The organism is Pseudoalteromonas sp. NBT06-2, from assembly GCF_002276045.1.
GTDB lineage: Bacteria > Pseudomonadota > Gammaproteobacteria > Enterobacterales > Alteromonadaceae > Pseudoalteromonas.
The window spans coordinates 1-22,433 of record NZ_NQMR01000112.1 but is presented as its reverse complement, the minus strand read 5'-3'; the positions used below and the strand labels follow the sequence as shown (position 1 = coordinate 22,433).

General features: G+C 34.6%; 23 protein-coding genes, 2 pseudogenes and 1 riboswitch. Of the genes and pseudogenes, 18 read left to right on the top strand and 7 right to left on the bottom strand.

Annotated elements, in window-relative coordinates:
- Positions 1-59 precede the first annotated feature (59 nt).
- From CJF42_RS18580 to CJF42_RS18570, 3 genes are all read left to right on the top strand, one after another.
- Positions 60-983, top strand: a complete 924-nt coding sequence (locus CJF42_RS18580) for an ATP-grasp domain-containing protein (protein ID WP_095368113.1) — start codon at positions 60-62, stop codon at positions 981-983.
- 1 nt (position 984) lies between these two features.
- On the top strand, positions 985-2,373 hold the full coding sequence (locus CJF42_RS18575) for an ATP-grasp domain-containing protein (protein ID WP_095368112.1): 1,389 nt from the start codon (positions 985-987) through the stop codon (positions 2,371-2,373).
- A 74-nt stretch (positions 2,374-2,447) separates the two neighbouring features.
- Positions 2,448-5,114 carry a M14 family zinc carboxypeptidase gene (locus CJF42_RS18570; RefSeq protein WP_095368111.1) on the top strand — a complete coding sequence of 889 codons (2,667 nt, stop codon included), beginning with the start codon at positions 2,448-2,450 and terminating at the stop codon, positions 5,112-5,114.
- Between the two features lie 408 nt (positions 5,115-5,522).
- Here the strand turns inward: CJF42_RS18570 and CJF42_RS18565 are convergent, their stop codons facing one another.
- On the bottom strand, positions 5,523-6,440 hold the full coding sequence (locus CJF42_RS18565) for a LysR family transcriptional regulator (RefSeq protein WP_095368110.1): 918 nt from the start codon (positions 6,438-6,440) through the stop codon (positions 5,523-5,525).
- 163 nt (positions 6,441-6,603) lie between these two features.
- Here CJF42_RS18565 and CJF42_RS18560 point away from each other — a divergent pair, with 163 nt between their 5' ends.
- From CJF42_RS18560 to CJF42_RS18535, 7 genes and pseudogenes are all read left to right on the top strand, one after another.
- Entirely contained in the window at positions 6,604-7,290 is a 687-nt protein-coding gene (locus CJF42_RS18560) for a type 1 glutamine amidotransferase domain-containing protein (RefSeq protein ID WP_095368109.1), read from the top strand.
- A 39-nt stretch (positions 7,291-7,329) separates the two neighbouring features.
- The gene (locus CJF42_RS18555) at positions 7,330-7,758 is read left to right on the top strand and encodes an organic hydroperoxide resistance protein (protein ID WP_095368108.1); all 429 of its coding nucleotides are present in this window, start codon (positions 7,330-7,332) and stop codon (positions 7,756-7,758) included.
- A gap of 88 nt (positions 7,759-7,846) precedes the next feature.
- Positions 7,847-8,185: pseudogene (locus CJF42_RS18550) on the top strand (iron-containing alcohol dehydrogenase); the annotation flags it as partial.
- Positions 8,186-8,195: 10 nt separating this feature from the next.
- Positions 8,196-8,531 carry a group I truncated hemoglobin gene (locus tag CJF42_RS18545; RefSeq protein WP_212668836.1) on the top strand — a complete coding sequence of 112 codons (336 nt, stop codon included), beginning with the start codon at positions 8,196-8,198 and terminating at the stop codon, positions 8,529-8,531.
- Positions 8,532-8,656: 125 nt separating this feature from the next.
- Positions 8,657-8,794, top strand: a complete 138-nt coding sequence (locus CJF42_RS28160; protein ID WP_212668835.1) for a hypothetical protein — start codon at positions 8,657-8,659, stop codon at positions 8,792-8,794.
- Positions 8,794-9,159: pseudogene (locus CJF42_RS18540) on the top strand (GFA family protein); the annotation flags it as partial. The gene CJF42_RS28160 and the pseudogene CJF42_RS18540, both read left to right, overlap by 1 nt.
- 583 nt (positions 9,160-9,742) lie before the next feature.
- Positions 9,743-10,012: a YbaK/EbsC family protein gene (locus CJF42_RS18535; RefSeq protein WP_212668834.1), complete on the top strand. Its 270-nt coding sequence runs from the start codon at positions 9,743-9,745 to the stop codon at positions 10,010-10,012.
- Between the two features lie 253 nt (positions 10,013-10,265).
- Here CJF42_RS18535 and CJF42_RS18530 read toward each other — a convergent pair whose 3' ends face one another.
- On the bottom strand, positions 10,266-12,089 hold the full coding sequence (locus tag CJF42_RS18530; protein ID WP_095368105.1) for a M20/M25/M40 family metallo-hydrolase: 1,824 nt from the start codon (positions 12,087-12,089) through the stop codon (positions 10,266-10,268).
- Positions 12,090-12,345: 256 nt separating this feature from the next.
- Here CJF42_RS18530 and CJF42_RS18525 point away from each other — a divergent pair, with 256 nt between their 5' ends.
- Positions 12,346-14,427, top strand: a complete 2,082-nt coding sequence (locus tag CJF42_RS18525) for a TonB-dependent receptor plug domain-containing protein (RefSeq protein WP_095368104.1) — start codon at positions 12,346-12,348, stop codon at positions 14,425-14,427.
- A gap of 69 nt (positions 14,428-14,496) precedes the next feature.
- Positions 14,497-15,576 carry a DUF418 domain-containing protein gene (locus CJF42_RS18520; protein WP_095368103.1) on the top strand — a complete coding sequence of 360 codons (1,080 nt, stop codon included), beginning with the start codon at positions 14,497-14,499 and terminating at the stop codon, positions 15,574-15,576.
- A 157-nt stretch (positions 15,577-15,733) separates the two neighbouring features.
- Here CJF42_RS18520 and ribB read toward each other — a convergent pair whose 3' ends face one another.
- The gene (gene ribB / locus CJF42_RS18515) at positions 15,734-16,387 is read right to left on the bottom strand and encodes a 3,4-dihydroxy-2-butanone-4-phosphate synthase (RefSeq protein WP_095368102.1); all 654 of its coding nucleotides are present in this window, start codon (positions 16,385-16,387) and stop codon (positions 15,734-15,736) included.
- A gap of 101 nt (positions 16,388-16,488) precedes the next feature.
- A riboswitch (FMN riboswitch) is annotated at positions 16,489-16,642 on the bottom strand.
- A gap of 102 nt (positions 16,643-16,744) precedes the next feature.
- Between ribB and CJF42_RS18510 the strand changes: the two genes are divergently transcribed.
- Positions 16,745-17,380 carry an MBL fold metallo-hydrolase gene (locus CJF42_RS18510; protein WP_095368101.1) on the top strand — a complete coding sequence of 212 codons (636 nt, stop codon included), beginning with the start codon at positions 16,745-16,747 and terminating at the stop codon, positions 17,378-17,380.
- Positions 17,381-17,480: 100 nt separating this feature from the next.
- Complete coding sequence (locus CJF42_RS18505) at positions 17,481-18,137, top strand: DUF1294 domain-containing protein (RefSeq protein WP_095368100.1); 657 nt, start codon at positions 17,481-17,483, stop codon at positions 18,135-18,137.
- Between the two features lie 9 nt (positions 18,138-18,146).
- Here CJF42_RS18505 and CJF42_RS18500 read toward each other — a convergent pair whose 3' ends face one another.
- From CJF42_RS18500 to CJF42_RS18490, 3 genes are read right to left on the bottom strand one after another with little or no spacing between them, the layout of a single operon-like run.
- Positions 18,147-19,733: a PepSY-associated TM helix domain-containing protein gene (locus CJF42_RS18500; protein WP_095368099.1), complete on the bottom strand. Its 1,587-nt coding sequence runs from the start codon at positions 19,731-19,733 to the stop codon at positions 18,147-18,149.
- 3 nt (positions 19,734-19,736) lie between these two features.
- Positions 19,737-19,988, bottom strand: coding sequence for a hypothetical protein (locus CJF42_RS18495; RefSeq protein ID WP_095368098.1), 252 nt, complete (start codon positions 19,986-19,988; stop codon positions 19,737-19,739).
- Complete coding sequence (locus tag CJF42_RS18490) at positions 19,988-20,317, bottom strand: hypothetical protein (RefSeq protein WP_095368097.1); 330 nt, start codon at positions 20,315-20,317, stop codon at positions 19,988-19,990. Before CJF42_RS18490 ends, CJF42_RS18495 begins: the two co-directional genes overlap by 1 nt.
- Before the next feature lie 238 nt (positions 20,318-20,555).
- Here CJF42_RS18490 and CJF42_RS29115 point away from each other — a divergent pair, with 238 nt between their 5' ends.
- The 4 genes from CJF42_RS29115 to CJF42_RS18475 all read left to right on the top strand — a co-directional run bounded on the left by CJF42_RS29115 (position 20,556) and on the right by CJF42_RS18475 (position 21,995).
- Positions 20,556-20,678 carry a hypothetical protein gene (locus tag CJF42_RS29115; protein ID WP_286203509.1) on the top strand — a complete coding sequence of 41 codons (123 nt, stop codon included), beginning with the start codon at positions 20,556-20,558 and terminating at the stop codon, positions 20,676-20,678.
- A gap of 115 nt (positions 20,679-20,793) precedes the next feature.
- Positions 20,794-21,123 carry a hypothetical protein gene (locus tag CJF42_RS18485; protein WP_095368096.1) on the top strand — a complete coding sequence of 110 codons (330 nt, stop codon included), beginning with the start codon at positions 20,794-20,796 and terminating at the stop codon, positions 21,121-21,123.
- Between the two features lie 12 nt (positions 21,124-21,135).
- A complete protein-coding gene (locus tag CJF42_RS18480) occupies positions 21,136-21,636 on the top strand; it encodes a TonB-dependent receptor domain-containing protein (protein WP_095368095.1) in 501 nt (166 codons plus the stop codon).
- Positions 21,588-21,995, top strand: a complete 408-nt coding sequence (locus tag CJF42_RS18475) for a TonB-dependent receptor domain-containing protein (RefSeq protein ID WP_095368094.1) — start codon at positions 21,588-21,590, stop codon at positions 21,993-21,995. Before CJF42_RS18480 ends, CJF42_RS18475 begins: the two co-directional genes overlap by 49 nt.
- 20 nt (positions 21,996-22,015) lie before the next feature.
- Here CJF42_RS18475 and CJF42_RS27620 read toward each other — a convergent pair whose 3' ends face one another.
- Entirely contained in the window at positions 22,016-22,153 is a 138-nt protein-coding gene (locus CJF42_RS27620) for a hypothetical protein (RefSeq protein WP_170940654.1), read from the bottom strand.
- Positions 22,154-22,433: the final 280 nt, after the last annotated feature.

The following is a 22,433-nucleotide window of genomic DNA, read 5'->3' as shown; positions in this document are numbered from 1 at the left end:
GGCACTATTTACGTTTAGTATGCTTAATTGATAGCAAAATATTTTAAAGGAGATAAAAGATGGCACTAGCAAATGTTGGTTTGTGGTTGTATGAAAATGGTGGGGGAACTCAGATCCAAACTAAAATGGTTGATGCGCTTAAGCAAAGAGATATTAACTGCATTACAGGGTTAAACTTGCGAGAAGCTTATGCTAGAGATGGCAATATTTTTTGTAATAATATTATCATGGAAGAGTTAGATTTATTTTTAAGTTACAACGCAGGACAGCAGAGCCAATATCAATTGTATTTATATGAAGCTATTAGCCAAAGTATTCCTACTATAAACAATTATGCCGCATTTGCATTATCTGAAGATAAATTTAAAACTTCACATTTACTGAATAATCACACTATTGCAACTCCTGAATATCGTTTATGTCATAAAAATGATACGCATGGATTAAAAACAGCCATTAAAGATTGGGGGGGGAAGCTAGTTTACAAACCTACCGATGGCTGGGGGGGCGCGGGCATAGTAAAAATTGAAGGAGAGCAAGCGCTTGATATGCTGTTACCTTTTTTAAGCCGAACTGATTTACGTTACTTTTACCTTGAACGTTTTATTGATTATGATAATACAGATTACAGAATTGATATTGTTGATGGTAAATTTATTGGTTGCTATGGCCGAAAAGCACCAAAAGATGATTGGAAAACCAATGTTACATCTGGAGGTAGTATTTTTGTACGTGAACCTAATGATGAAGTTGTCGCCCTTGCTAAACAAGCGGTAGATTTAGCTGGATTAGAAATCGCAGGTGTAGATTTAATTTATGATCGTGAACAAGAGCGCTATGTTGTACTTGAGATTAATAGTATTCCTGCATTTGCTACTCCTGAGCAAGAAAAGCGAGGGCTTAACTTTAACACTAAAAAATTAGATGCCATTGTTAATTTAATTGACAAAACTGTTTTTCAATCTACATCTAAGGTTGCGTAAAATGAAAAATACGAGCACTTTACCTAAGTTAGGCTTTCTTTATTTAAATCATGTCATGCGCTTTTTCGATAATTCGAACTTTAAAGGTTGGCCAAATAAAATAGAGCAAGTCACTTATCGTTGGGGTAAAGATAAACAGCGTTTCATAGATGAAATAAAAGCAAAAAAAATAGATGTTCTAATAGGTAATATTCCGGCAACTGCTTATGAAACTTTCAGAGAAATTTCAAAAGTCTTACCCCATGTTGAATTTGTACCATCACTTGATGCGCAATTTTCTAATAAATCGAAAGAAAATGTCACTCACTTTTGTAATAAATATAACCTAGCAGCTCCTTTAACAAGTATTTTTTATGTACCTGAACGAGCAGAAAAATATTTAAGAAATGCGACATACCCTAAAATTATTAAACGCTCTTTTGGTCCTTCAAATTATGGTGGTTATTTTGTTCATAAAGTAGATAGTTATAGTGAAGCAAAAGCGTTACTGAATAAACGTAAATACTATCCTGTATATGTTCAAAATTTTATTCCTATGGAAGCTGATATTCGAGTAATGTTGATAGGACATAAGCCCGTATGTGCTTTTTGGAGGAGGCCTCCTGAAGGCGAATGGCTTACCAATACAAGCCAAGGCGGCAGTATGGATTATGCAAATGTGCCTAAGAGTGTACTAAAACTTGCTATTGAAACGTCTATAGCAGCCAATGCAGAATATTGGGCATGTGACATTGCTTTAGGTAAAAATGGTCAGATTTATATTTTGGAGTGTGCGACAGCATTTGCTGCCTTTCCATATATTCGAGATTGGATAGGGCAATATCTAATGTGGAAATATTCAAATGGACAATTTAAAGCCCCACATATTCCAATGTGGAATTGGGAAGAGTTAGGTAAAATTAATGTCAGCTTGCTTCGAACAATGAGGCACATTACATTTGGCAAGCATACCCCTAGCTTCGATGGTAATGAACTGTTTAAGCAAGTTGATGAATTTGGTTACCCTATTATGCGTGTTGAACAAAATGATGATGAAGAATGGCCAAGTGATGTATGGAATTTTCAAGATAACTTTAAGTTAAATTACCCAGGCTTATTTACTCAGCCAGCCTCGATCCAAGTAAGTAAAGATGAAACTAGTGATTCATTAGTGATTGAAGCACCTGACGATACTAATGCGATATCGCAATTAAGTTTGATGTCATTTTTTACTAGCATTAAAGGCATTGGCAATAAAATGGCACAAGAAATTGTAAATACCTTAGGAACGCAAGGTGTCGTTGATGCATTGCAAAATAACCCTCAAAAATTATGTGAAATAAAAAATGTTAAAGCTAAAAAATTAGAAGTAATTCAATCTCATTGGGCACAATTTAGTAAAGACCTATAGATAATGTCTTTGGGGGCAGCTTTTATATTTAAAGTTATCCAATAAAATTTTTGATAATCAATAAAAGTCATTTTATGAAAATACAATATGCGTCATATCAAGAAACTATAGATTTTTTACAACAGGCTATGAGTCAACACCCTAATTTAATCCGTTTACAAAGTATCGGAAATACTTGGGAAAACCGCCCAATAATGATAGCTACTATCTCAAATGATGTTACGTTTGCAGATGAGAAACCAGGCTTACTTTATACGGGATCTATTCATGCCAGAGAATGGATTGGCAATGAGTTAGCGATTAAGTTTATTAAGTATATTTTAGACAATTATCGCGTTAATCCTAATCTAATGGATACGTTAACACACAATACACTTTATATTGTGCCTTGTTTAAATCCAGATGGTTTTGAATACTCTAGAAATCACTTTTCATTTTGGCGAAAAAATAGACGGGTTAATGGTGATGGTACCTTTGGCGTTGATTTAAACCGTAACTTTGATTCAAAATTTAGAAAGAGCTCGGATAGTAATAGTAATACCTATAGTGGACCTTACCCTTTTTCAGAGCCAGAGACTCGATCTATTCGTGACTTTGTCGAAAAGCATTCAAATATAACAGTATCCCTTGATTACCATTCTCAAGGTAATGTGTTTTTTCCTGCTCATAAATTTAATCATGAAGTCGAAATTGAAGGCACAGATCTTAATATTTTATGTGCCAATATGAATAATGAAATTAAGAAAGTGACTGGAAGACAATACGGCATTCATAGGGGAAAACCGCCTGCGAACTTAATTAGGGGTAGTGGTCGAGAGTATTACTATTCAAAAGGCATATTAGCTACGGTTGTTGAAGTTGGTACACGTAATATTCCTGATTATATGAAAAATATGTCACAAAGTATTGATGAAAATATCCCTGCTTTGATACATGCTTTATCGGAATCGATTAATTATTCTGAATTGGCGCCAAAGCGAATTGAAAGGTTTACAATCAAGGGAATAGGGACTGATACCGCTACACTAGAGTGGATTTGTCCTGTTAAAGATAATTTTTATTTTGAAGTTTATCGTAGCGAAACAAATAAAAATATGTGTAATGAACAAACCTTAGTGGCTATTACCAAGTCATCAGAGTTTACTGATGTACAATTAAAAAGTGGTCAAAGTTATTTTTATAATATTAGAGCTGTTGATAAAGTCTCCAAAATAAAATCTCCTTTTAGTCCTGAATTACGCTTAAAAACAAAGTTAGCAAGTAATGAATTCTCTATGACTTTATTTCCTGCAAAACAAGATGTTGGTTATTTAGCTGAAAATTATACAAATAAAAATAAAGAGCACTTTGGTTATAACTCAATGTTTATTGGTGTTAATAAAAAACGTGGTATTAGTTATGGTGTGATACGTTTTGATTTAAGTAATTTACCAGAGCGTAGTGTTATTAAAAATGCAACGTTTTCACTTTATCCAATGAATCGGGTTAATGCAAAAATTGAAAAATTTGGTGAGTGGTCAATTGATATTTTAGATGCGAATCAAATTATCGATATTTATGATTATGATGAAATAGCTAATGCACAAAGTATCTGTAGCTTAGGACAAACAATTGAATCAGATAAAATGACGCAAGGTATTTGGAGTAAGTGGCAGTTTAATGGCATAGAGCGTAATGTATTAGATCAACTTATTTTAAATAATGGCCAAGAAATTTTACTTAGGATCAAAGGGCCAACAAGTCTACCTTTAGGTAATGACTCTCAAATGATGCAATTTGATATTGGTTATGGACCTTTTGGTAGCGGGTTACATTACAGGCCATATGTAGATTTGATATATAACCAGCCTGATAAAAAAATAGAAATGAGCCCCGCAGTACTTAATACAATTCATCCAGAATTTGTACAAAGTGAACAGTTAAAATCTGGGTTTGATCAGCAAGGTCAAATTGTTTATGGGCAAATGGCATTTGCATTAAATGTTTTGCCAAACCCAGATACAACAGTGATCACACAAGCCTATTTATTGCTTAATAATAAAAATCATTTAAATACTTTAAAAGACATTCGATTCACCATTGAGCTGGCGGAGCTTAAAGACGTGGATTATAAAAGTGTGAAACAAAGAAAAAAAATTGAGTATATAGGATATGAAATCTCTAATGAGCAACTCAAAGATAAATCTCAACATCATTTCATTTTTGATAGTTATTCAATGCAAGCATTAGAGAGACTTCATTCAGAGAATAAACCTTTCTATTTTATTATTCGTGCAACTGCAGAATCACAGGCGACCAATGGGCTTGTTGATTTCCATGGCGATAATGAAGAGTTCAAAGCAAAGCTAATTATTAATTACCTGAAACGTCGAAAATATGCATTAGATCAGCCGAAAAACTTAGAGGTGTCGATTGAAAATAAACAAGTTAAACTGACTTGGAAAAACCCAGAGGATTCTGACTTTGTAGGTTCATTTGTTGTTAGAAATCGCTTTCATCCACCCAAGTCACCTTTTGATGGCGTTAAGATATACGGAGGGAAAGACGAATATACATTTGATAACTTTGGTAATACAAATATCCCTAAATATTACAGTGTATTCAGTTATGATAATGTGCCAAATTATTCAGAGGCAAGTGCTATTTATTACTCACAAACTCAAAGTATCAGTTTAGATGAATTAAATGATGATTTACTCCATGAACTTGAAGATGAAGATATGTTTTTAGGAGATGATTAATTCATAATGGTAAAGAAACAGGAATATACCCGTGCTACTTGGCACTCCCGTAGGGCAAGACGATAAGCGGTCAATTGCGTTGTTATAAGATATTTTTTGAGAATGACTTAACGACAAAGTCGCTTGGTGTTAACACATCTTATGTGGATTAGTCAGCATTTCATCATACAAATTTAAAAAGAGAGTCTTATTTAAACTGATAATTTACACATGATTTTAAGCTATGAAAAGGGCTGCTATTCCGACTTAGAACTCAATATATTAACTAAAGTTAGTCAATATTCGGTGCGCTATTGAAACGAAAGCGAACATAAATAATGAAAAGCTATTCACACTTTTTTCGCATAGAGTATCTTACTATTATGTTGGAATTATTGAGGTCGTCAGATACTCCATATTTCATTTACTCTATAATTGAGCAGAGCTTAAATTTATTTGACTGGAAAAATACTCTTTCAAAAAATGAAGCAATAACCTAAGTTTTTTCGAATTGGCAGTACCAGGAGGGAACACACCATAAACATTTATGTCGTTTAATACATAGTCATCAAGTACCGTTTCTAGAGTGCCAGCTTGTATTTTTGGCCAAGCATCATAAATAGGAATACGGGCCAATCCATGACCAGCTTCAACAAATGCGGTGCGTGCCGCGGCATTATTAGTACTAATGCTTCCTTGGGGGGCAATACTGAATGATCGGCTGCCTTTATTTAAGGTTAATACGCCAGAGGTTAATTTGTAGATTACCCATTGATGATCATCTAAATCAGCAGGATTCGTTGGTCGTCCATATTGAAGAAAGTACTCGGGAGCACCACAAAGACAGGTTTTTAGGGTGGCCAGTTTACTTGCTTGTAAACCGGAGTCAGGTAATGGCGCTCCGCGGATCGCCAAATCGATTCCCTCCTTCATGATATTAACCACTTCATCAGTCAGCATGACATCAAGCTCAATTTTAGGGTAAATATTCTTAAACTCATTTAGTGCTGGCACAACAGTCTGTAAACCAACATTTACCGGACAGGTTATTTTAAGTAATCCGATGGGTTCATTTTTGAAGTTTTCAATTTGTTGATTAGCGGCACTGGCTTGCTCAGCAATAACACGACAGCGTTCATAATAGGCTTGACCAGCTTCCGTGAGGTTAATCGAACGTGTTGATCGGTTAAGCAATTTTACCTCGAGTTGTGCTTCAAGCTTTTTCAGGTGATAACTGACTACCGCGCGAGAGAGTCCTAAATGTTTCGCTGCCGCGCTTAAGCTACCTTGTTCAATGACTTGAGCAAAAACAACCATACTCTTGAGTCGTTCAAATGAAACATTCATACACTACCTATTAATGAACAACATACCTCTAGCACTTATTGTATCAATTATTAATATAATATTGTCAATTTTATCTGCATTGTTCACGTAGAGTTCTGAACTTATACTGTTTGTATAGAAAATGAAAACACACTTACTTTTATTGATAAATGGATAAATGATAATGACTAAAAAAATATTGATGGTACTTACTTCACACGATGAGCTTGGCAACACTGGTAAAAAGACAGGCTTTTGGGTTGAAGAATTTGCAGCCCCTTATTACGCATTTATTGATGCAGGTGCTGAAGTCACTTTAGCAACACCAAAAGGCGGACAAGCGCCAATTGACCCAGCAAGTACATTAGCAGACTTCCAAACAGCGGCCACTGAGCGTTATGACGCTGATGCTACCGCACAAGCTAAAATCGCGACTACAGTACTGTTATCTTCAGTTAATGAAGCTGACTTTGATGGCGTGTTCTATCCCGGTGGTCATGGTCCATTATGGGATCTGACTGATAATACCGACTCAATCGCTTTGATTGAAAGTTTTCTTAATGCCGGTAAAGCTGTAACGACAGTTTGTCATGCGAGTGCAGCTTTATTGAATGTAAAACAAGCCTCTGGCGACTTTGTAGTTAAAGGTAAGGCAGTAACTGGTTTTACTAACAGCGAAGAAGAAGCAGTGCAATTAACAGAAATAGTACCTTTTTTAGTTGAAGATGAATTAATTAAACGTGGCGGCGATTATCAAAAATCTGAAGATTGGCATGCCTTTTCAATTCAAGACGGTCTTATTATTACTGGTCAAAACCCAGCAAGTTCAGCCCTAGTCGCTGAAAAATTACTCGAGCAACTTTATGCTTAAACGAACTATTTACTCAACAAAAATATACTGGGATTCAATATGAAAAAATTACAAAGCATAGCGTATACCGCAAAAGCAACAGCCACTGGTGGTCGTGAAGGTACTGCAAAATCTGACGACGGCCTTTTAGACGTTACATTGTCAACACCCAAAGGTTTAGGGGGCGATGACGGGCAAGGTACTAATCCTGAACAGCTATTTGCTGCGGGTTATGCCGCTTGTTTTATAGGCGCGCTAAAATTTGTCGCGGGTCAAGAAAAAATCAGTTTACCTAGAGAGACTTATATTAACTCAGAAATCGCTATTGGTGCAGTTGAAGGCGGTTTTGGCATAGCAGTGAAACTTGCGGTTTCATTAGGCTGTATGGATCAAGAAAAAGCACAGGCTATGGTTGATAAAGCACATCAAGTCTGCCCATACTCAAACGCAACACGTGGCAATATTGACGTGACGTTAAGCATTATTTAACACTCCAATTAACAGATAAAACGCTCAATTTTCTGCTTAGACGAACGTATTTATAAATTACTTTCTTGAAAATTTTTAGGGTATAACAATGCTAAACTTCAGTTTTCAAAACCCAACCCGTATTCATTTTGGTGAAGGGAAAATTACCGCCATTTCACATGAGATCCCAGTAGATGCAAGAATTTTACTGGTTTATGGTGGTGGTTCAATTAAAGGAAATGGCGTATATCAACAAGTGAGTGATGCGCTTACAGAACATACTTGGTTTGAATTTTCAGGTATCGAACCAAATCCAACCTATGACACTTTGATGAAAGCTCAAGAAACAATTAAAGCAGAGAACATTGATTATTTACTCGCTGTTGGTGGCGGTTCAGTTGTTGATGGCGCTAAATTTATTACCGCAGCTGCATTTTATGAAGGTGATGGTGTCGTTAATGCCTTTATTCATACCATCGAGCAACTTGCAGCCTAGGTTACAAGAGGATAGCCAATTAAGACGTTTCTGGGATCACAGAGGAGCAGATAGATTAGATAAAGAAAAACAATTACTAATCGATTATTTATGCACTAATGCGGGTGGTCAATTACATTATTCGGGACGAGACATGAAGCTATCCCACAAAGGAATGAATATAAGCGAGAGTGATTGGCAAATATTTTTACAACATGCAGGAGCAACGATGAGAGCAATTAACGTTCCTCAACAAGAGCAAGTTGATGTTTCTGAGTTTGTTGCAAGTTTAAAAGGCGATATAGTTGAAGTAGATTAGCTTTGTTTAACTAGATTTGGTTATTGTAGTGCCATAATTGTCTAAGCATGCTTACCTCTCCTAATACAAAAGGCTTGCTTTCTAACTTTTAATTTTTCTTAAAAAACATCTAAAAGGTAATATATATGAGCAAGCTAAATAACATTTGTAAAGGTGGCTGTGCGTGTGGTTTTGTACGTTATGAAATTGAACCTGATCCTTTAATACTCACTGTTGCCATTGTCGTTATTGTCAGCGACAAACAGGCACTGCTTTTGCTTTAAATGCACTTTTTGATGCGCGAAAAGTCAACCTTATAAGTGGTACTATCGACGAAATTAAAACAGAATCTCCAAGTGGTAAAGGACTGGATATTGCTCGATGTCCCAAATGTAGGATTGCCCTTTGGAGTAATTATTTTATGGGAGGAATAAAAAAAGGAATACGATTTATTCGAGTGGGTACTCTTGATAATCCAGATCAATTTCTACCAGATGTGCATATATTTACAACAACTAAACAATCTTGGGTTAAGATTCCTGAAAATGCCTCAGTTTTCGAAGAATTTTATGATTATGAGAAAGTATGGACTAAAGAGAAGAATGATCTTAGAAAGTCTATGTTAGCTAAAGTAGTTGAAGTGAAGTAAAGCTCGAATTCAATTAATAGCAACCATAGGCTTATAACGTTCGGAATCGAATATGAACGACAGCTTTGAGCTTAAACCTGCCTCATCAATTAGCTAAAAACTATAGCAAAACTTTTCTCAGATAAGGTGGTTTCATAAAATAATTTTGTCAGTAATAGACTCATTTCTGGCCTAACCAACTTTACGATTAGGTCAAACCCAAAATTGAAAAGTGTCAGATTAAATATGAGCTACAACATCTTATGCAACATCTTATGCTACAACATCTTATGCCTGTTATTTGGCACGCCTCTCGACTTGCTAAAATCGCGTATTTCAATGCAGCTGGGTATACTAAGTCCATTTTACTATTATGATACGCGTCATGCTTAATACGCTAGAAATTTAAAAATGAGCATCACAGAAAACCTAAGAGCATTTTTAGAATATAACAATATTAGTTATAAAGAAATTGATCATAAAAGTGCCGCAACCTGTGAAATATCTGCCCAATCCCGAGGGAAGATATAAAAATAGGCGGTAAAACATTATTGTTTAAAGATAAAAAAGGTTTTCATTTATTTGTTATTTCTGCAAAAAACAAGTGGATTCTAATAAAGTAAGAAAGATACTTAAAACGCAAAAATTTAGATTTACCACTGAAGAAGAATTAAAAGCAATCTGTTATGTTGAAAAAGGCGCTCTACCATCTTTTGGCAAACCAATTTATCCTTATGATTTATACCTAGATGAATCAATTTCATATAATGATAAAATTGCATTTAATGCTGGCATATTAACAAAATCTTGTATATTAAATACACAAGATTATTTAACCTTAATACAGCCACAATATTGTGAATTTGCTAAATAATCTGAACTGTGGTTAAGCGAATTTGTCTAATAACGCTATTTATTATGTGCCTATCTGCGTTGTCCTAACTCACAATCGCCAACAATTGGCTCGTTAAAACGCCTTGATAGCCACTAAAGTTTCGTCACTGGAAATTTTAGTGTGTAATAATAAGTTATTTTGTTCAAACTCAAAAGTAGAATTTATTAGAATAAAAAAAGAAGCAACAAAATGAGATGTTACTTCTAAAGTTTTAGCTTAACTCAGTCTAGCATTAGTATTGCCAAGTTAGATTTAAACCTGAAAAACTAGAATAAGCATTAATGCCTATGTACCATACACCTGCTTGTGGGGTTGTTTGACTACAAGTTTCACTATTACCATTTTTATAAGGTCGACAAACAAAGCTACTTTTTGTAGGTTGACGACCTTGCTGAAGATATAAATCAGCATCCCCGCTACCATCTGCAATTGAAACATTAAAACTTGATGTGCCAGCTGGTATTGTTACTTCATAATAAAGCCAATTATTGGTACTTGTTGATAAATTGGTTTCGCTACCGCTATTGCCACCTGTACTTCCAATTTCATATGATGCTTTTAAAGATAGGCCACTATAGCTACTATAAGCATTTAATTGAACAAAGTAGTCACCTGAAACATTTGTATTGAAACTACAGGTTTCATTATTGCCATTTTTATATGGACGACAATCATAACTTGTGTTTGTTGGCTCGGTGCCTTTTTTAATATACAAGTCAGCATCTCCAGTGCCTCCAGAACTCGTAATTGTTACTGAAGTTGCTTCATTAGGAACGACAAACTTATAATTTGTGATACTGTTTTTGGCTCCTGATAAATTGGTCAGGGGGATGTTATTTTCTAATGTTGGCGTTTCGTGTGTCGCTGTATTAAAGCCCATTTCTATTGCAAAACTGATTGCTAACTTTGCGAAATTTAAAGCATGTTCAGTTGTAGCATCTAATTTATCAGGTGTATCATTAGCACTATGAATATGCGGGTTATATGCATTCATTTTAGATTCAAATGGCATAGCAGCAGGGTAACCTTTATTGTGCCAAGAAGCATGATCTGAACATCCGTAACCACAGGTACTAAAAGCATAATTTACAGTAGGCTGATATACATCTAATAATTGGGTTAAATAGGTATTTAATCCAGAATCTGTATAGTCATCCATAAATACAATATCTTCAGGTCCGCCAATATAACCTGTCATATCTAACTGCATTACCGCAAGAATTTTATCATTATTATTAGCTGCTTGAGTTGCAATTTCAGAGCTACCTCTTAAACCAACTTCTTCCGCTGCATAGCCAATAAATTTGATCGTACGTTTAGGTTGTTCACCTGTCGCTAAAAATACGGTTAAAACTTCAGTTAAAGTGGCAATACCTGATGCATTATCATCTGCACCAGGTGCAATTGTAGTTTCACCAGTAGAAGTGCCACTAATAGAATCTAAATGGCCACCAATTATAATAATTTCATCAGGTTTTTCACTTCCTTCTAAAGTGAGAATAACCGAGTTTTGCTGCCACGCGCTATGGTTGAAAGCTGTTACAGTCGCCCAGCTAATATTGTTAGCTAAGTTATGCCAACGAGTCTGAATTGAATTTGCGGCATTAACACCATGACTTGTTTGATAGTATCGATTGGTAAATCCAGCTAAGTCATTAATAGTACTTTTAATATTATTAGCATTTAATTGACTAAGGGCATTTATTACCTTAGCATTTTGATTTATAACTGGAGGAACAAAGCTTGCTAATGTTGTAGGTAGTAAGCTGGCAGCTATAGCATCTTGCTCTGATGAATGTACGGTAAATCCACCGCATCGTCTATGTTCATCATGCATTAACTTACTTAATTGAATTACATTTTTATCATCAAATTTAGCAATTATTTTTTGAGTTTGTAATATGGATTGCCTATTACTTTTAATTTTAGCATTTACTTTTTGCAGTGTTTTTATTGAATCAGCATCTGCTGTGATCCAAAGTTCTTTGGCAAAACTAGGTAATGTTATTGATGCCAAAGCACAACAAAGAGATATAGCCTTAATAGGTATTGTCATTATTATTTTCCTTAGAATAGTGTCAAAACGAAAAATCGTTTTGTATCCAAATTAAATACAATAAGAACCCACACTACATTGTTAAGTTATCTTTAATATATTGTAATTTTAATGTATTCACTTTCATTTTAAATAGTTAATTTCTACACTTTTATACATTTGCATACAGTATTCGACAAAGCCACTACACATTTTTGACATTATTTTCCCTGTTTTTCAATTAAATTATATGTAAATTAACGACAGGGATGAGCTAATGCCATCATTAAAAATACAATTTAAGTTATCTACGATTGCCATATTTATGAGTTTGAGTTATCAAAATGTCAGTGCGAAAGAAATAGATAAGAAAAAAATAATAGAGCGCATTGAAGTGCTAACAAAGCGCAGCAGTGTATTAACACACATTACAGATGACGCACAAAAACTAACAAGTATGCCTGGCGCAATGGGCGATCCCCTTCAAGCTGTTTATGCTTTACCTGGTGTTGTGGCAGCTGGTGGTTCTATGAGTGAACCCGCTGTAAGGGGGTCAGCGCCAAGTGATAATTTATTTGAAGTCGATTTTATGCCCGCAGGATATATTTTTCATGACTTTGGTGCTTCAATTTTTAATAAATATATCATTCAAGATTTTAAACTATACTCTGCTGGCTATGGCACGAGTTATAGCAATGCAACTGGGGCTGTATTTGATGTATCTCTTAGAAACCCTAAATATCAAGAGCTTAAAACAACATTAGATTTTACTATGTTTAATGCGGGAATTTTTACTGAAGGGCAATTAACAGAAAATACGGCTTTTTATTTTTCGGCTCGAAAAAGTACCTTACCTTTATTTTTTGAAGAAGGTGAAGAGTTAGAAGATGATGAGGGAGAGCTTACTGGCGTTACAGTTAATCAGGCGCCAGATGATCATGATTATCAGGGAAAGTTAATATGGGATATGAACCATAATAATATAGTTACCTTCTCATTTACTGGCGCTGAAGATAGTGCCAAGGCAAATTTTAATCAAAGAGCCGAATTAGCATTAAAAAATCCAGAATATCAGGGAGACGCAACCTTTAGTCGTGGTTTTAATAGTCAAAATATTTTATGGGATCACTATGGTGACGGCTTTCATGTGAAGATGGGAATTGGCTCGTTAAGTGAAGCTGGAAAGTTTGAATATGGTAGAGGCCAAACTGATGGTGGTTTTTACGAGAATGAAACCGAAAAGCAAATTACTTATAAAGCCAGAGTGAACTATCAAGTTAATCAAGTGCATAATTTAGTGTTTGATACAGCATATCATGATAAAAAAATAACGTTTAGTTATGACATGTTTCAATATACTTGTACTGATATAGAACCTGATTGTACTTTAAATAAAGGTGACAGAGTAAAAGATAAAAGAACTGAAGATTTAGATGATCAATTTGTAGGTATATCACATATCTGGCAAGCTTCGGACAAAATACAAAGCGAGTTTGGGGTTCAATGGCAACATAATGATTATTCAGATGAAAATTTTGTTCATCCTAGAGTTGCTTTGAGTTATTTCGCAACAGAGGAAAGTACAATCAACTTTAAATATGGTGAATATAATCGTTTGCAAGACTTAGATACGATTGTACCAGAAATAGGCAACCCTAACTTAAAATCGCAAACAAGCAAACATACCAGCTTAGGCTTTCAACAAGAGCTAGAAAATGAGTGGAGTTGGTCAATTGAAGGCTATTATAAAACCATGTCAGATTTGCCTTTAGCGTTAACTGAAAACGAAGCAGATTCGGATCTTTTATATAGTAATGATGTTGCAGGGAAAGCCTATGGATTTGATTTCTTAATTAATAAGAATAAAACAGATAAATGGTATGGTTGGATGTCACTTAGTTATGCCAAAAGTGAACGTACAGACTTAAGACGCGATATCACAAGAGATTATTATACAGATACACCTTTAGTACTGAATGTGGTATTTAATTACCAAATTAGCGAACGTTGGAATGGTGGTTTTAACTTTACCGCAAGAAGTGGACAAGCATATACACCTATTACTGGTGTCACTGATAACCCAGATCATCAAGGTAAGTTTTTACCACAATATGGCGAACCTTTTTCAGAGCGTTTTGATATTGCTCATAGATTAGATATTCGCTTTGAAAGAAAAACAGACTTCTTTGATTTGGATGCTATGTTAATTTTTGAAGTAATGAATGTTTACGGTCAAGATAATGTCAGTTACATCGATTTAGATTACCAAAAAATTCATTCAACAAATGATTTAATGATTAAAGAAGAAACTGATGACTTTGAAATGCGACCTTCAATTGGTTTTAGTGTGAGTTTTTAACTTCTTTATTTTAATTTAAATTTAGTTATATTTTTGAAAAAATATGACTTTTAACTAATAAGGGTAAGTATGAATAATCGTATAGAGGGGTTTGATGTAGCACGCGCTTTAGCAATTTTTGGTATGATTATCGTTAACTTTAAAATTGTGATGGGGGCTGATCATGGTAATACAGCCTTGATGACTTTCTCTAGCTTATTTGAAGGTAGGGCGTCTGCATTATTTGTTATTTTAGCGGGTATGGGGATCACCTTTTTAACCAAAAATAAGCAGCATCGCAGTAGTCACCTTGAAAAATTAAGGGTTCAAGTCTCACTTTTTAAGCGTGCGATTTTATTAATTGGACTAGGCTATCTCTTTACCTTAATTTGGCCTGCGGATATTTTACACTTTTACGGTTTTTATTTTTTTATTGGTTTAATTTCAATTAATTTAAGCGATAAAAACTTACTTAGGCTGACAATTGCCATTATATTAACTTTTCCTTTATTAATGGGGGTGGTCGATTATGAATATGGCTGGAATTGGGAAACTTTAAGTTATCAAAATTTTTGGACTCTTGATGGTATTTTAAGACATCAATTTTTTAATGGATTTCATCCTGTGTTTCCTTGGTCTGCATTCTTAGTGTTTGGCATGTGGTTAGCACGACAAAATTTATTGGAGAGAGCGACACAAAAGTCAATTTTCACAACTTCTTTATTAACACTCGTGGTGATAGAGAGCGCATTTTACGGTTTAAGGGTTTTTGCCATAGATAATAGTGAAATTGGCTTATTAAAAGAGGAAGTGATTTTTTTATTTTCTACTGCAATTATTCCTCCCTTACCACAGTATATGATTTCAGCCATATGCTCATCAATGCTTATTATTATAGCATGTGTCTATATTTATCAAAAAAATCAGCAGTCCCATTTACTAAAATACTTAGCTAAAACAGGGCAGTTATCTTTAAGTATCTATATTGCTCATGTCATTGTAGGTATGGGGATAATAGAATATTTGGGCTTATTTGATACAAGTTCCATAGAGGTGGCATTATTAAGTGCTTTTGGCTTTTGTATTGCTAGTATTGTTTTTAGCAATACTTGGCTGACATTTTTTAAATCTGGGCCCTTTGAAATGCTTTTTAAAAAAGCAGTCAGTTAATTGTAGTTGGATTAAATTTCGACCCTGCATATATAAACCACATTTTTTAAGTGAAGTTCAATTGTATTAAAGGGTTGACAGTTTTTTGTTTGATATATCGAAATTATTTTAATAAGCCACATACTAAGTGTGGCTTATTAATTAAAGTTTAGGACTACTAGCTTGCGATAGTGTGTTTTTCAGTAATATAAGCAACAAGATCTTCAATCGACAACACTGGCATATCATGTTTATTAGCAAATTGGGCTACTCTAGGTAACCTCGCCATTGATCCATCAGGGTTATTTAATTCACAAATAACACCAAAAGGGCGTAATCCAGCAAGTACCATTAAATCTACAGATGCTTCAGTATGACCTCTACGTACTAGCACACCACCATTTTTTGCTTTTAAAGGAAATATATGACCAGGACGAGATAAATCTTCAGGTTTAGCATTTTTCTGAGTTGCAGCTTTGATTGTAGTAACACGATCAGCAGCCGATACTCCAGTGGTTACACCTTCTTTAGCTTCAATAGTCACAGTATAAGCAGTATTGTTTTGACTGGTATTATTTTGCACCATTTGTGAGAGTTGAAGCTGTTTTGTGCGTTCATCAGTTAAACATAAGCATACAATGCCACTACCTTCGCGGATCATCATCGCCATTTGTTGTGTGGTTAAATGTTGGGCTGAAAAGACAAAGTCACCTTCGTTTTCACGGTTTTCGTCATCAACAACTAATACGCCTTTTCCAGCACGTAATGCGGTTAATGCTTTTTCGACACGAGCGTGAGGCTCGCCAAATTGAGTTAATAAAAACTGACTCATGGTAAATTCCTTAAAATTTATGATTACCAGGATCAGGGAATGTAGAGTGACATGTTTTTAATCATGCAAAGAAAATACCCTCAGATTTAACTGACTGTATTTTTTATTCTCTCTCATCCGGACTATGACCGTCGGCTCTGGACTTTAACCAGATCTGCTGACCTCTATTATAGATAAATATATAAAGCGCTCGCGGGCTCATTCTAAGCTGAATTTACCGCCGGTGGGGAATTTCGCCCCGCCCTGAGAATGTGCTAATTATTTAGCAAGCGCATTTTAACGCGACAAGGCTGGAATTCAAAATTTAAATAATGAATAATCGAGATAATTGTTTTTAGTGAAAAGAAGTTAAATTATATGATGCAGTATAAAATCATTCCCGTTACCCCATTTCAACAAAATTGTACTTTATTTTGGTGTGATGAAACAAAACAGGCGGCAATTGTAGATCCTGGAGGCGATGTGAGTACAATTTTGGCTGAGGTTAAAAAGCAGGGCGTAACTCTGACTAAAATATTATTAACCCATGCCCATTTAGATCATGCAGGAGCAAGTGCAGAGTTAAGTGAAAAGTTATCTTTAACGATTGAGGGTCCTCATAAAAATGATCAATTTTGGATTGACCTATTTCCAGAGCAAATTGCGCAATTTGGTTTTCAGCCAGTAGAGGCTTTTTCGCCTGATAGATGGTTAGACCAAGGTGATAAAGTGACCTTTGGTAATATCACATTAGATGTATATTTTTGTCCCGGACATACGCCAGGGCATGTTGTTTTTTATCATAAACAAAGTAAGTTAGCGCAAGTGGGCGATGTTCTTTTTAATGGAAGTATAGGTCGAACTGATTTCCCAAAAGGTGACCAACCAACCTTGATTAAATCAATAAAAGAGCATTTATGGCCGTTAGGAAGTGATGTGCGTTTTATTCCTGGGCATGGTCCTATGAGTACATTTGGTGAAGAAAGGCGTTCAAATCCTTATGTAAGAGATTAAAAATGTTAATTTTTAATCTCTGCTGGTTTTATTTTATATCGAGCATATTGTATACTCTCCATGAACAAGGATAGAGTATACAAGTGATATGGAGTCATAATTGAGAGCAAAAGGAAAATTAATTTCATGGAATGATGAAAACGCGTTTGGGTTTATTTCACCATTAGCAGGTGGTGCTGATATTTTTATACATATATCGGCTTTTTCAAACCGTAATTTCACCCCACCACTAAATGCAATTGTCACATATACGCCTTCAAAAGGAAAAGATGGTAAACCCTGTGCAAAAAATGTAATTTTTTCTGGTAATAAAGCAAGTATTAATCAGACCAAATGCTCAGAAAAAAATCAATTTTCAATCTATCTTGCATCACTATTCTTAGTAAGTATTACCTTTACTTTTCTATTTATAAGTTTTTCTCAGGGTATCGTAATAGCGTATTGGCTAATGAGTTTGGTTACTTTTACGCTTTATGCTGTAGATAAAAATAAGTCGATAAAAGGTAAGTGGCGTATTCAAGAAAGCACCTTACACATTTTTTCTATTTTTGGTGGTTGGCCTGGAGCTGCGTTAGCACAACAAATTTTACGACATAAATCGCAAAAAACATCTTTTAGATTTGTTTTTTGGTGCACTGTTATTGTTAATTTAGCAGCATTATTATATTGGTTTAATGAAGATATTAGTTATTCTATCAACCAATTATCAACCAATTATCAACCAATTATCAACCAATTATCAACCTATAAGTCATAATAAAGTTTGTTAGTTTTGTGAAACTAAAAGAGCGTCATTTTCATTATTTTCATTATTTTCATTATTTTCTTGTATTTTTTTTCTGTGATGGATTAATTTATTACTCGCATAAATAAAGAGCCCAGCAACTGATATTAAACCTATTTCAGTTGCAATCACGGTTTTAATCTCTTGCTGCCATAATTCTAATATCACAAAGCCAAACATTAGCCAATCTAGTATCACAACTGATAACAAAATGATTCCTGATATTTTTAATAAATAACCTAAGAAGACTTTTTTATTTTTATTAACAGGTAATAAACAGGCAACAATCACTAAAGTAACAATAAAGCTATATACCATATAGTCTGGTCTTTGTGAAAAGGTAATGGGTATTACACGCTCTGTTATAAATGCTACCGCAGTTGCTAAAACAACACCTCCGGTACTCCATAGAGTAAAGTTATTTACAAAAGCTAATGTTTTTACTGAGTGATTTCTTTGTTTACTGCGCTTTTCAATCCACAATAGGTTACCTGTCACTATAAGCGCACACACACCTAAACCTAATATAAAGTATAAGATCCTCAAATCTAATCCAGCGTAATCTCCAAAATGTAATCTAGAAATTACATATAAGCCTTTAACTAAAGTGTTAGGGTTATTATTATCTTTGATATAAAGCGCTTGTTGATTTGATACAGTGATTGCAGTTTCGTATCTATATGCAAACTCTGATTGGATTTCACCTCTGATCTGCATAACAGCGCTGTTATCGCCATAATTATAAAATCGAATCAAGCTTGGTTCAGATTTATATTTCGCTTTTATATTTTGTAATATTTGATCTACTTTTGGGTTTTCCCAAGGAGTATTAGTCCATTTAGGTTCAATAGCTTGATATCCTGCATCATCTAATAATGCCTGTTGATCGCCTTTATATAAAATAACGGCAAATGCGATTTGATAAATAATTACTAAGTTAAAAATTAATCCACTAATGGCATACATAATTGTAAAAGGCAGACTCATCACTCCAACAACATTGTGCATATCAAGTAATTGGCTTCTTTTTTGTTTTTGGGCACGATATTTAAAGAAATTTGAGAATAACTTTCTAGCATGCATAAAGATGCCAGAAATGATAGCAAAGAAGAAAAAGAGTGTTATAAATCCAATAATATATGAACCAGCAGGGATATTTAAATCATAATGCAGTTCATATATAAAGTTAGCTAAATAGAAATCATCTACACTTGCTATTATCTCGCCGGTAATAGGGTCAATTAATAGCGCATCATGATCTTCTTGTCCTGGTTCATGCTCAACATCAACATATACTTTGTAATATGGGCTATGCTTACTAGGTTTAACAAGTGTTAAGTGTTCTTTCGGCTCGAATGCGCGGTCTTTTATTGCAATTTCTAATATTTGACTTACTGGTAGTGGCGCTCCTCTACTTGGTTCAAAGTGTGGTTGCATTGACCATTGTGTTATTTCAGCTCTAAATAATGCAATTGAACCAGCAAAGAAAACAATAAAAAGTAAACCTGAAATGATTAAACCAAGCCAACTATGTGCATCTGTAATTCTTTTTAAAAATTCTTTCTTCATTATTTATCTCATTACAAAAATAGCGTTTAAACAAACTGACAGTAATAATACTGAAAAACATCGTTTCCATGCTTGCTTACCGCCATCGCTGACATAACAGTAAACCATCATAATAATCCATAAAGGAAAAGCGCATAGTAACCCTATAAAAAGACGCGTATCTACTGCAGTAGGTAATAAGTAGTTAAGGTTTAGCATAATAGAAACTGAAACTAGGCAACCACCAAAAATCGCAGGTATGCTTTTTGCCCACATTACAGACCTCCTAATTGTGCTAAAGCAAGTGAAAATACGGCCCCAATACAGGCGAATGGCAAAAATTTTATTTTTAAATGACCGTGAGCGATGATAATTATTGTCCAAAAAGCCATAACGAGTGATAAAACGACAAGCCCTGAAGTAACAGCAGGATAGAGGTTTAATAATAAATACCAGCTAAATACACAAAACACAGTAAATATTGCCCATGTGATATTTTTTGATGGGCGTTTAATAAGTAACTTTTGATTAGGGCTAGAGAGAAATACAGCTAAGCATCCTATCCATAGAAATAACACTGAAATCGTCATGGTAATACAAATCATTGTTGTTTACTTGTTAGGTTATTATATATATTGTTTCGAAAATTCAAAGCGATAATTTCTTTATTTTAAACACGCTGGACCGAAATTAGGTATGTTTTCAGCGATAATCATGTCAGTTTAGAGTTTTAAAACTAGATTTTTTATAGTCATTGTTATTATTATCTTCATGAATTGTAATGAGAGTTATTTTTGTTATTTCTTTCTTTATAGAAATATGAGGTTTAACAGGAATTTAAAAATGAAAACTAGCTACCTTGCTCAGGCGGTTCGTATCGGGTTATTACTAACAAGTAGTTTATCTCTATCTGCTTTTGCACAAGAAGACTTATCTGGTGTTGAAAAAATAGTTGTTACTGGGTAAAAGATTGATCGTTCTCTACAAGAAACGGCTGCAAGTGTTACTGTTTTTACGCAAAATAATCTAGAAGTGGCTTGGGTATAATGATATTTAGTCACTTACTTCAATAACTAACTATGTGGTAAGTGATTATAATTATCAGTGGGATGGTGATGCCGATGTTAGTGAATCACAATCAGTTTTAACTGATGATCGCACTGATAAAACATTCAGTCAAGAATTTAGAGCAAGATTTGAATATGATCAATTAATAGGTTTAGTTGGTTTATATCACTCTAGCTTAGATGTCGATGATGTAAATGGTGGGGGACGAAAGATAACTTTAGCTAGATTAGGAGTACCTACTTTACTAGTGGTGCCTCCTGAGTACGGTGGTTTAGGATTACCGCAAAATTATGCAGATATGATTTTAGGTTTATATCAAGCTGCTGACCCTGTGCAGTTATAAACTCACGGTAAAATTGAGCAGCAAGTAGTTTCAAGTGCAATTTTTGCTGATTTTACATATCAAATTAATGAACAGTGGGATATTTTAGCGGGCATACGTTGGGATCATGCAAAACAAGAAAATGAAGGTGAAAGTGTTATAAGCGTTGCAAATGGTGATTTATTACCCGATCCAACAAATGTAAACTTTGATCCTATGACAGCGAAAATAGTAGCAGGTTTAAATACTAAGCCATTTGCAATGGCAGCAGATGCATCTGGTAATGAACCTTTAGTTGATGCGAGTTTCAATGCATTTTTACCTAAACTAGGTGTGAGCTTTCATATCAATGATGATATGACGACTAGCTTTATATTCCAAAAAGGATACCGTTCAGGTGGTGTGGGTACAAATATTGCTCGAGCAGCAACTTACACATATGATGCAGAATATACTAATAACTATGAGCTATCTTATAGATCTTTATGGCTTGTAACCAATACGATAAAGAAACAAGAAATGCAGGTAGCTTAACTGTAAAAGGATTTGAAACTGAAATTTTTTATAAAATGAATTCAAATATCACGCTTTCTGCTGGATTAGTAATGTCAGACACCGAATTTAAAGATTTTCCATTAAATCCAGATGATAATGAATTTAATTTAGCCGGATTTAGTTTTAGAAATTATCCAGAGTGGACAGGAAACATCGCAGCAACTTATAAAGGTGATAAGGGATTCTTTGCTAATATAAATGCCAATTATGTGGATGTATCGCGTGCTGTCTCAAATCCATATGCACAATCTACAAACCCAAAAGAACAGCAAGAGGCAACTCCTAGTTTTGATCCGATGAATGATTCTGTTGCATTAGTAAATACACGCATTGGCTAGGAGTGGAACAATATGGGTGCTTATTTAACAGCCGTTGATAGGGTTATATACCCAAGCCACTTCAAGATGTGAGGTTCAGGACTGCTGAGCAATTCATGATCTAAGCGCATCTTTGCATTAATGGTTACTCCCTTAAAAAAAGATGGAACAACGAGCATGATTTGCTCAGAAGTCCCTGTAAGGTTGGTTTATAAATAGTTTATGCAGCGTTATTGATTTTGAAAAGGGAATAACCATGTTCTTCAATCAATGCCTTACCTAAAGTATTTCTCATTCCAACTGAATCCTGCATCTTGAAGTGGTTTGGGTATAGTAGATAAACTTATGGTGCACCAAGAGAGATGGCACTTAGATTTCATGCAGAGTTTTAATTTCTAATTCAATTATCTTGATAGGCTTACTCGTAGTAAGCCTATTTTTTGTTTGCCCAGCGAAGCT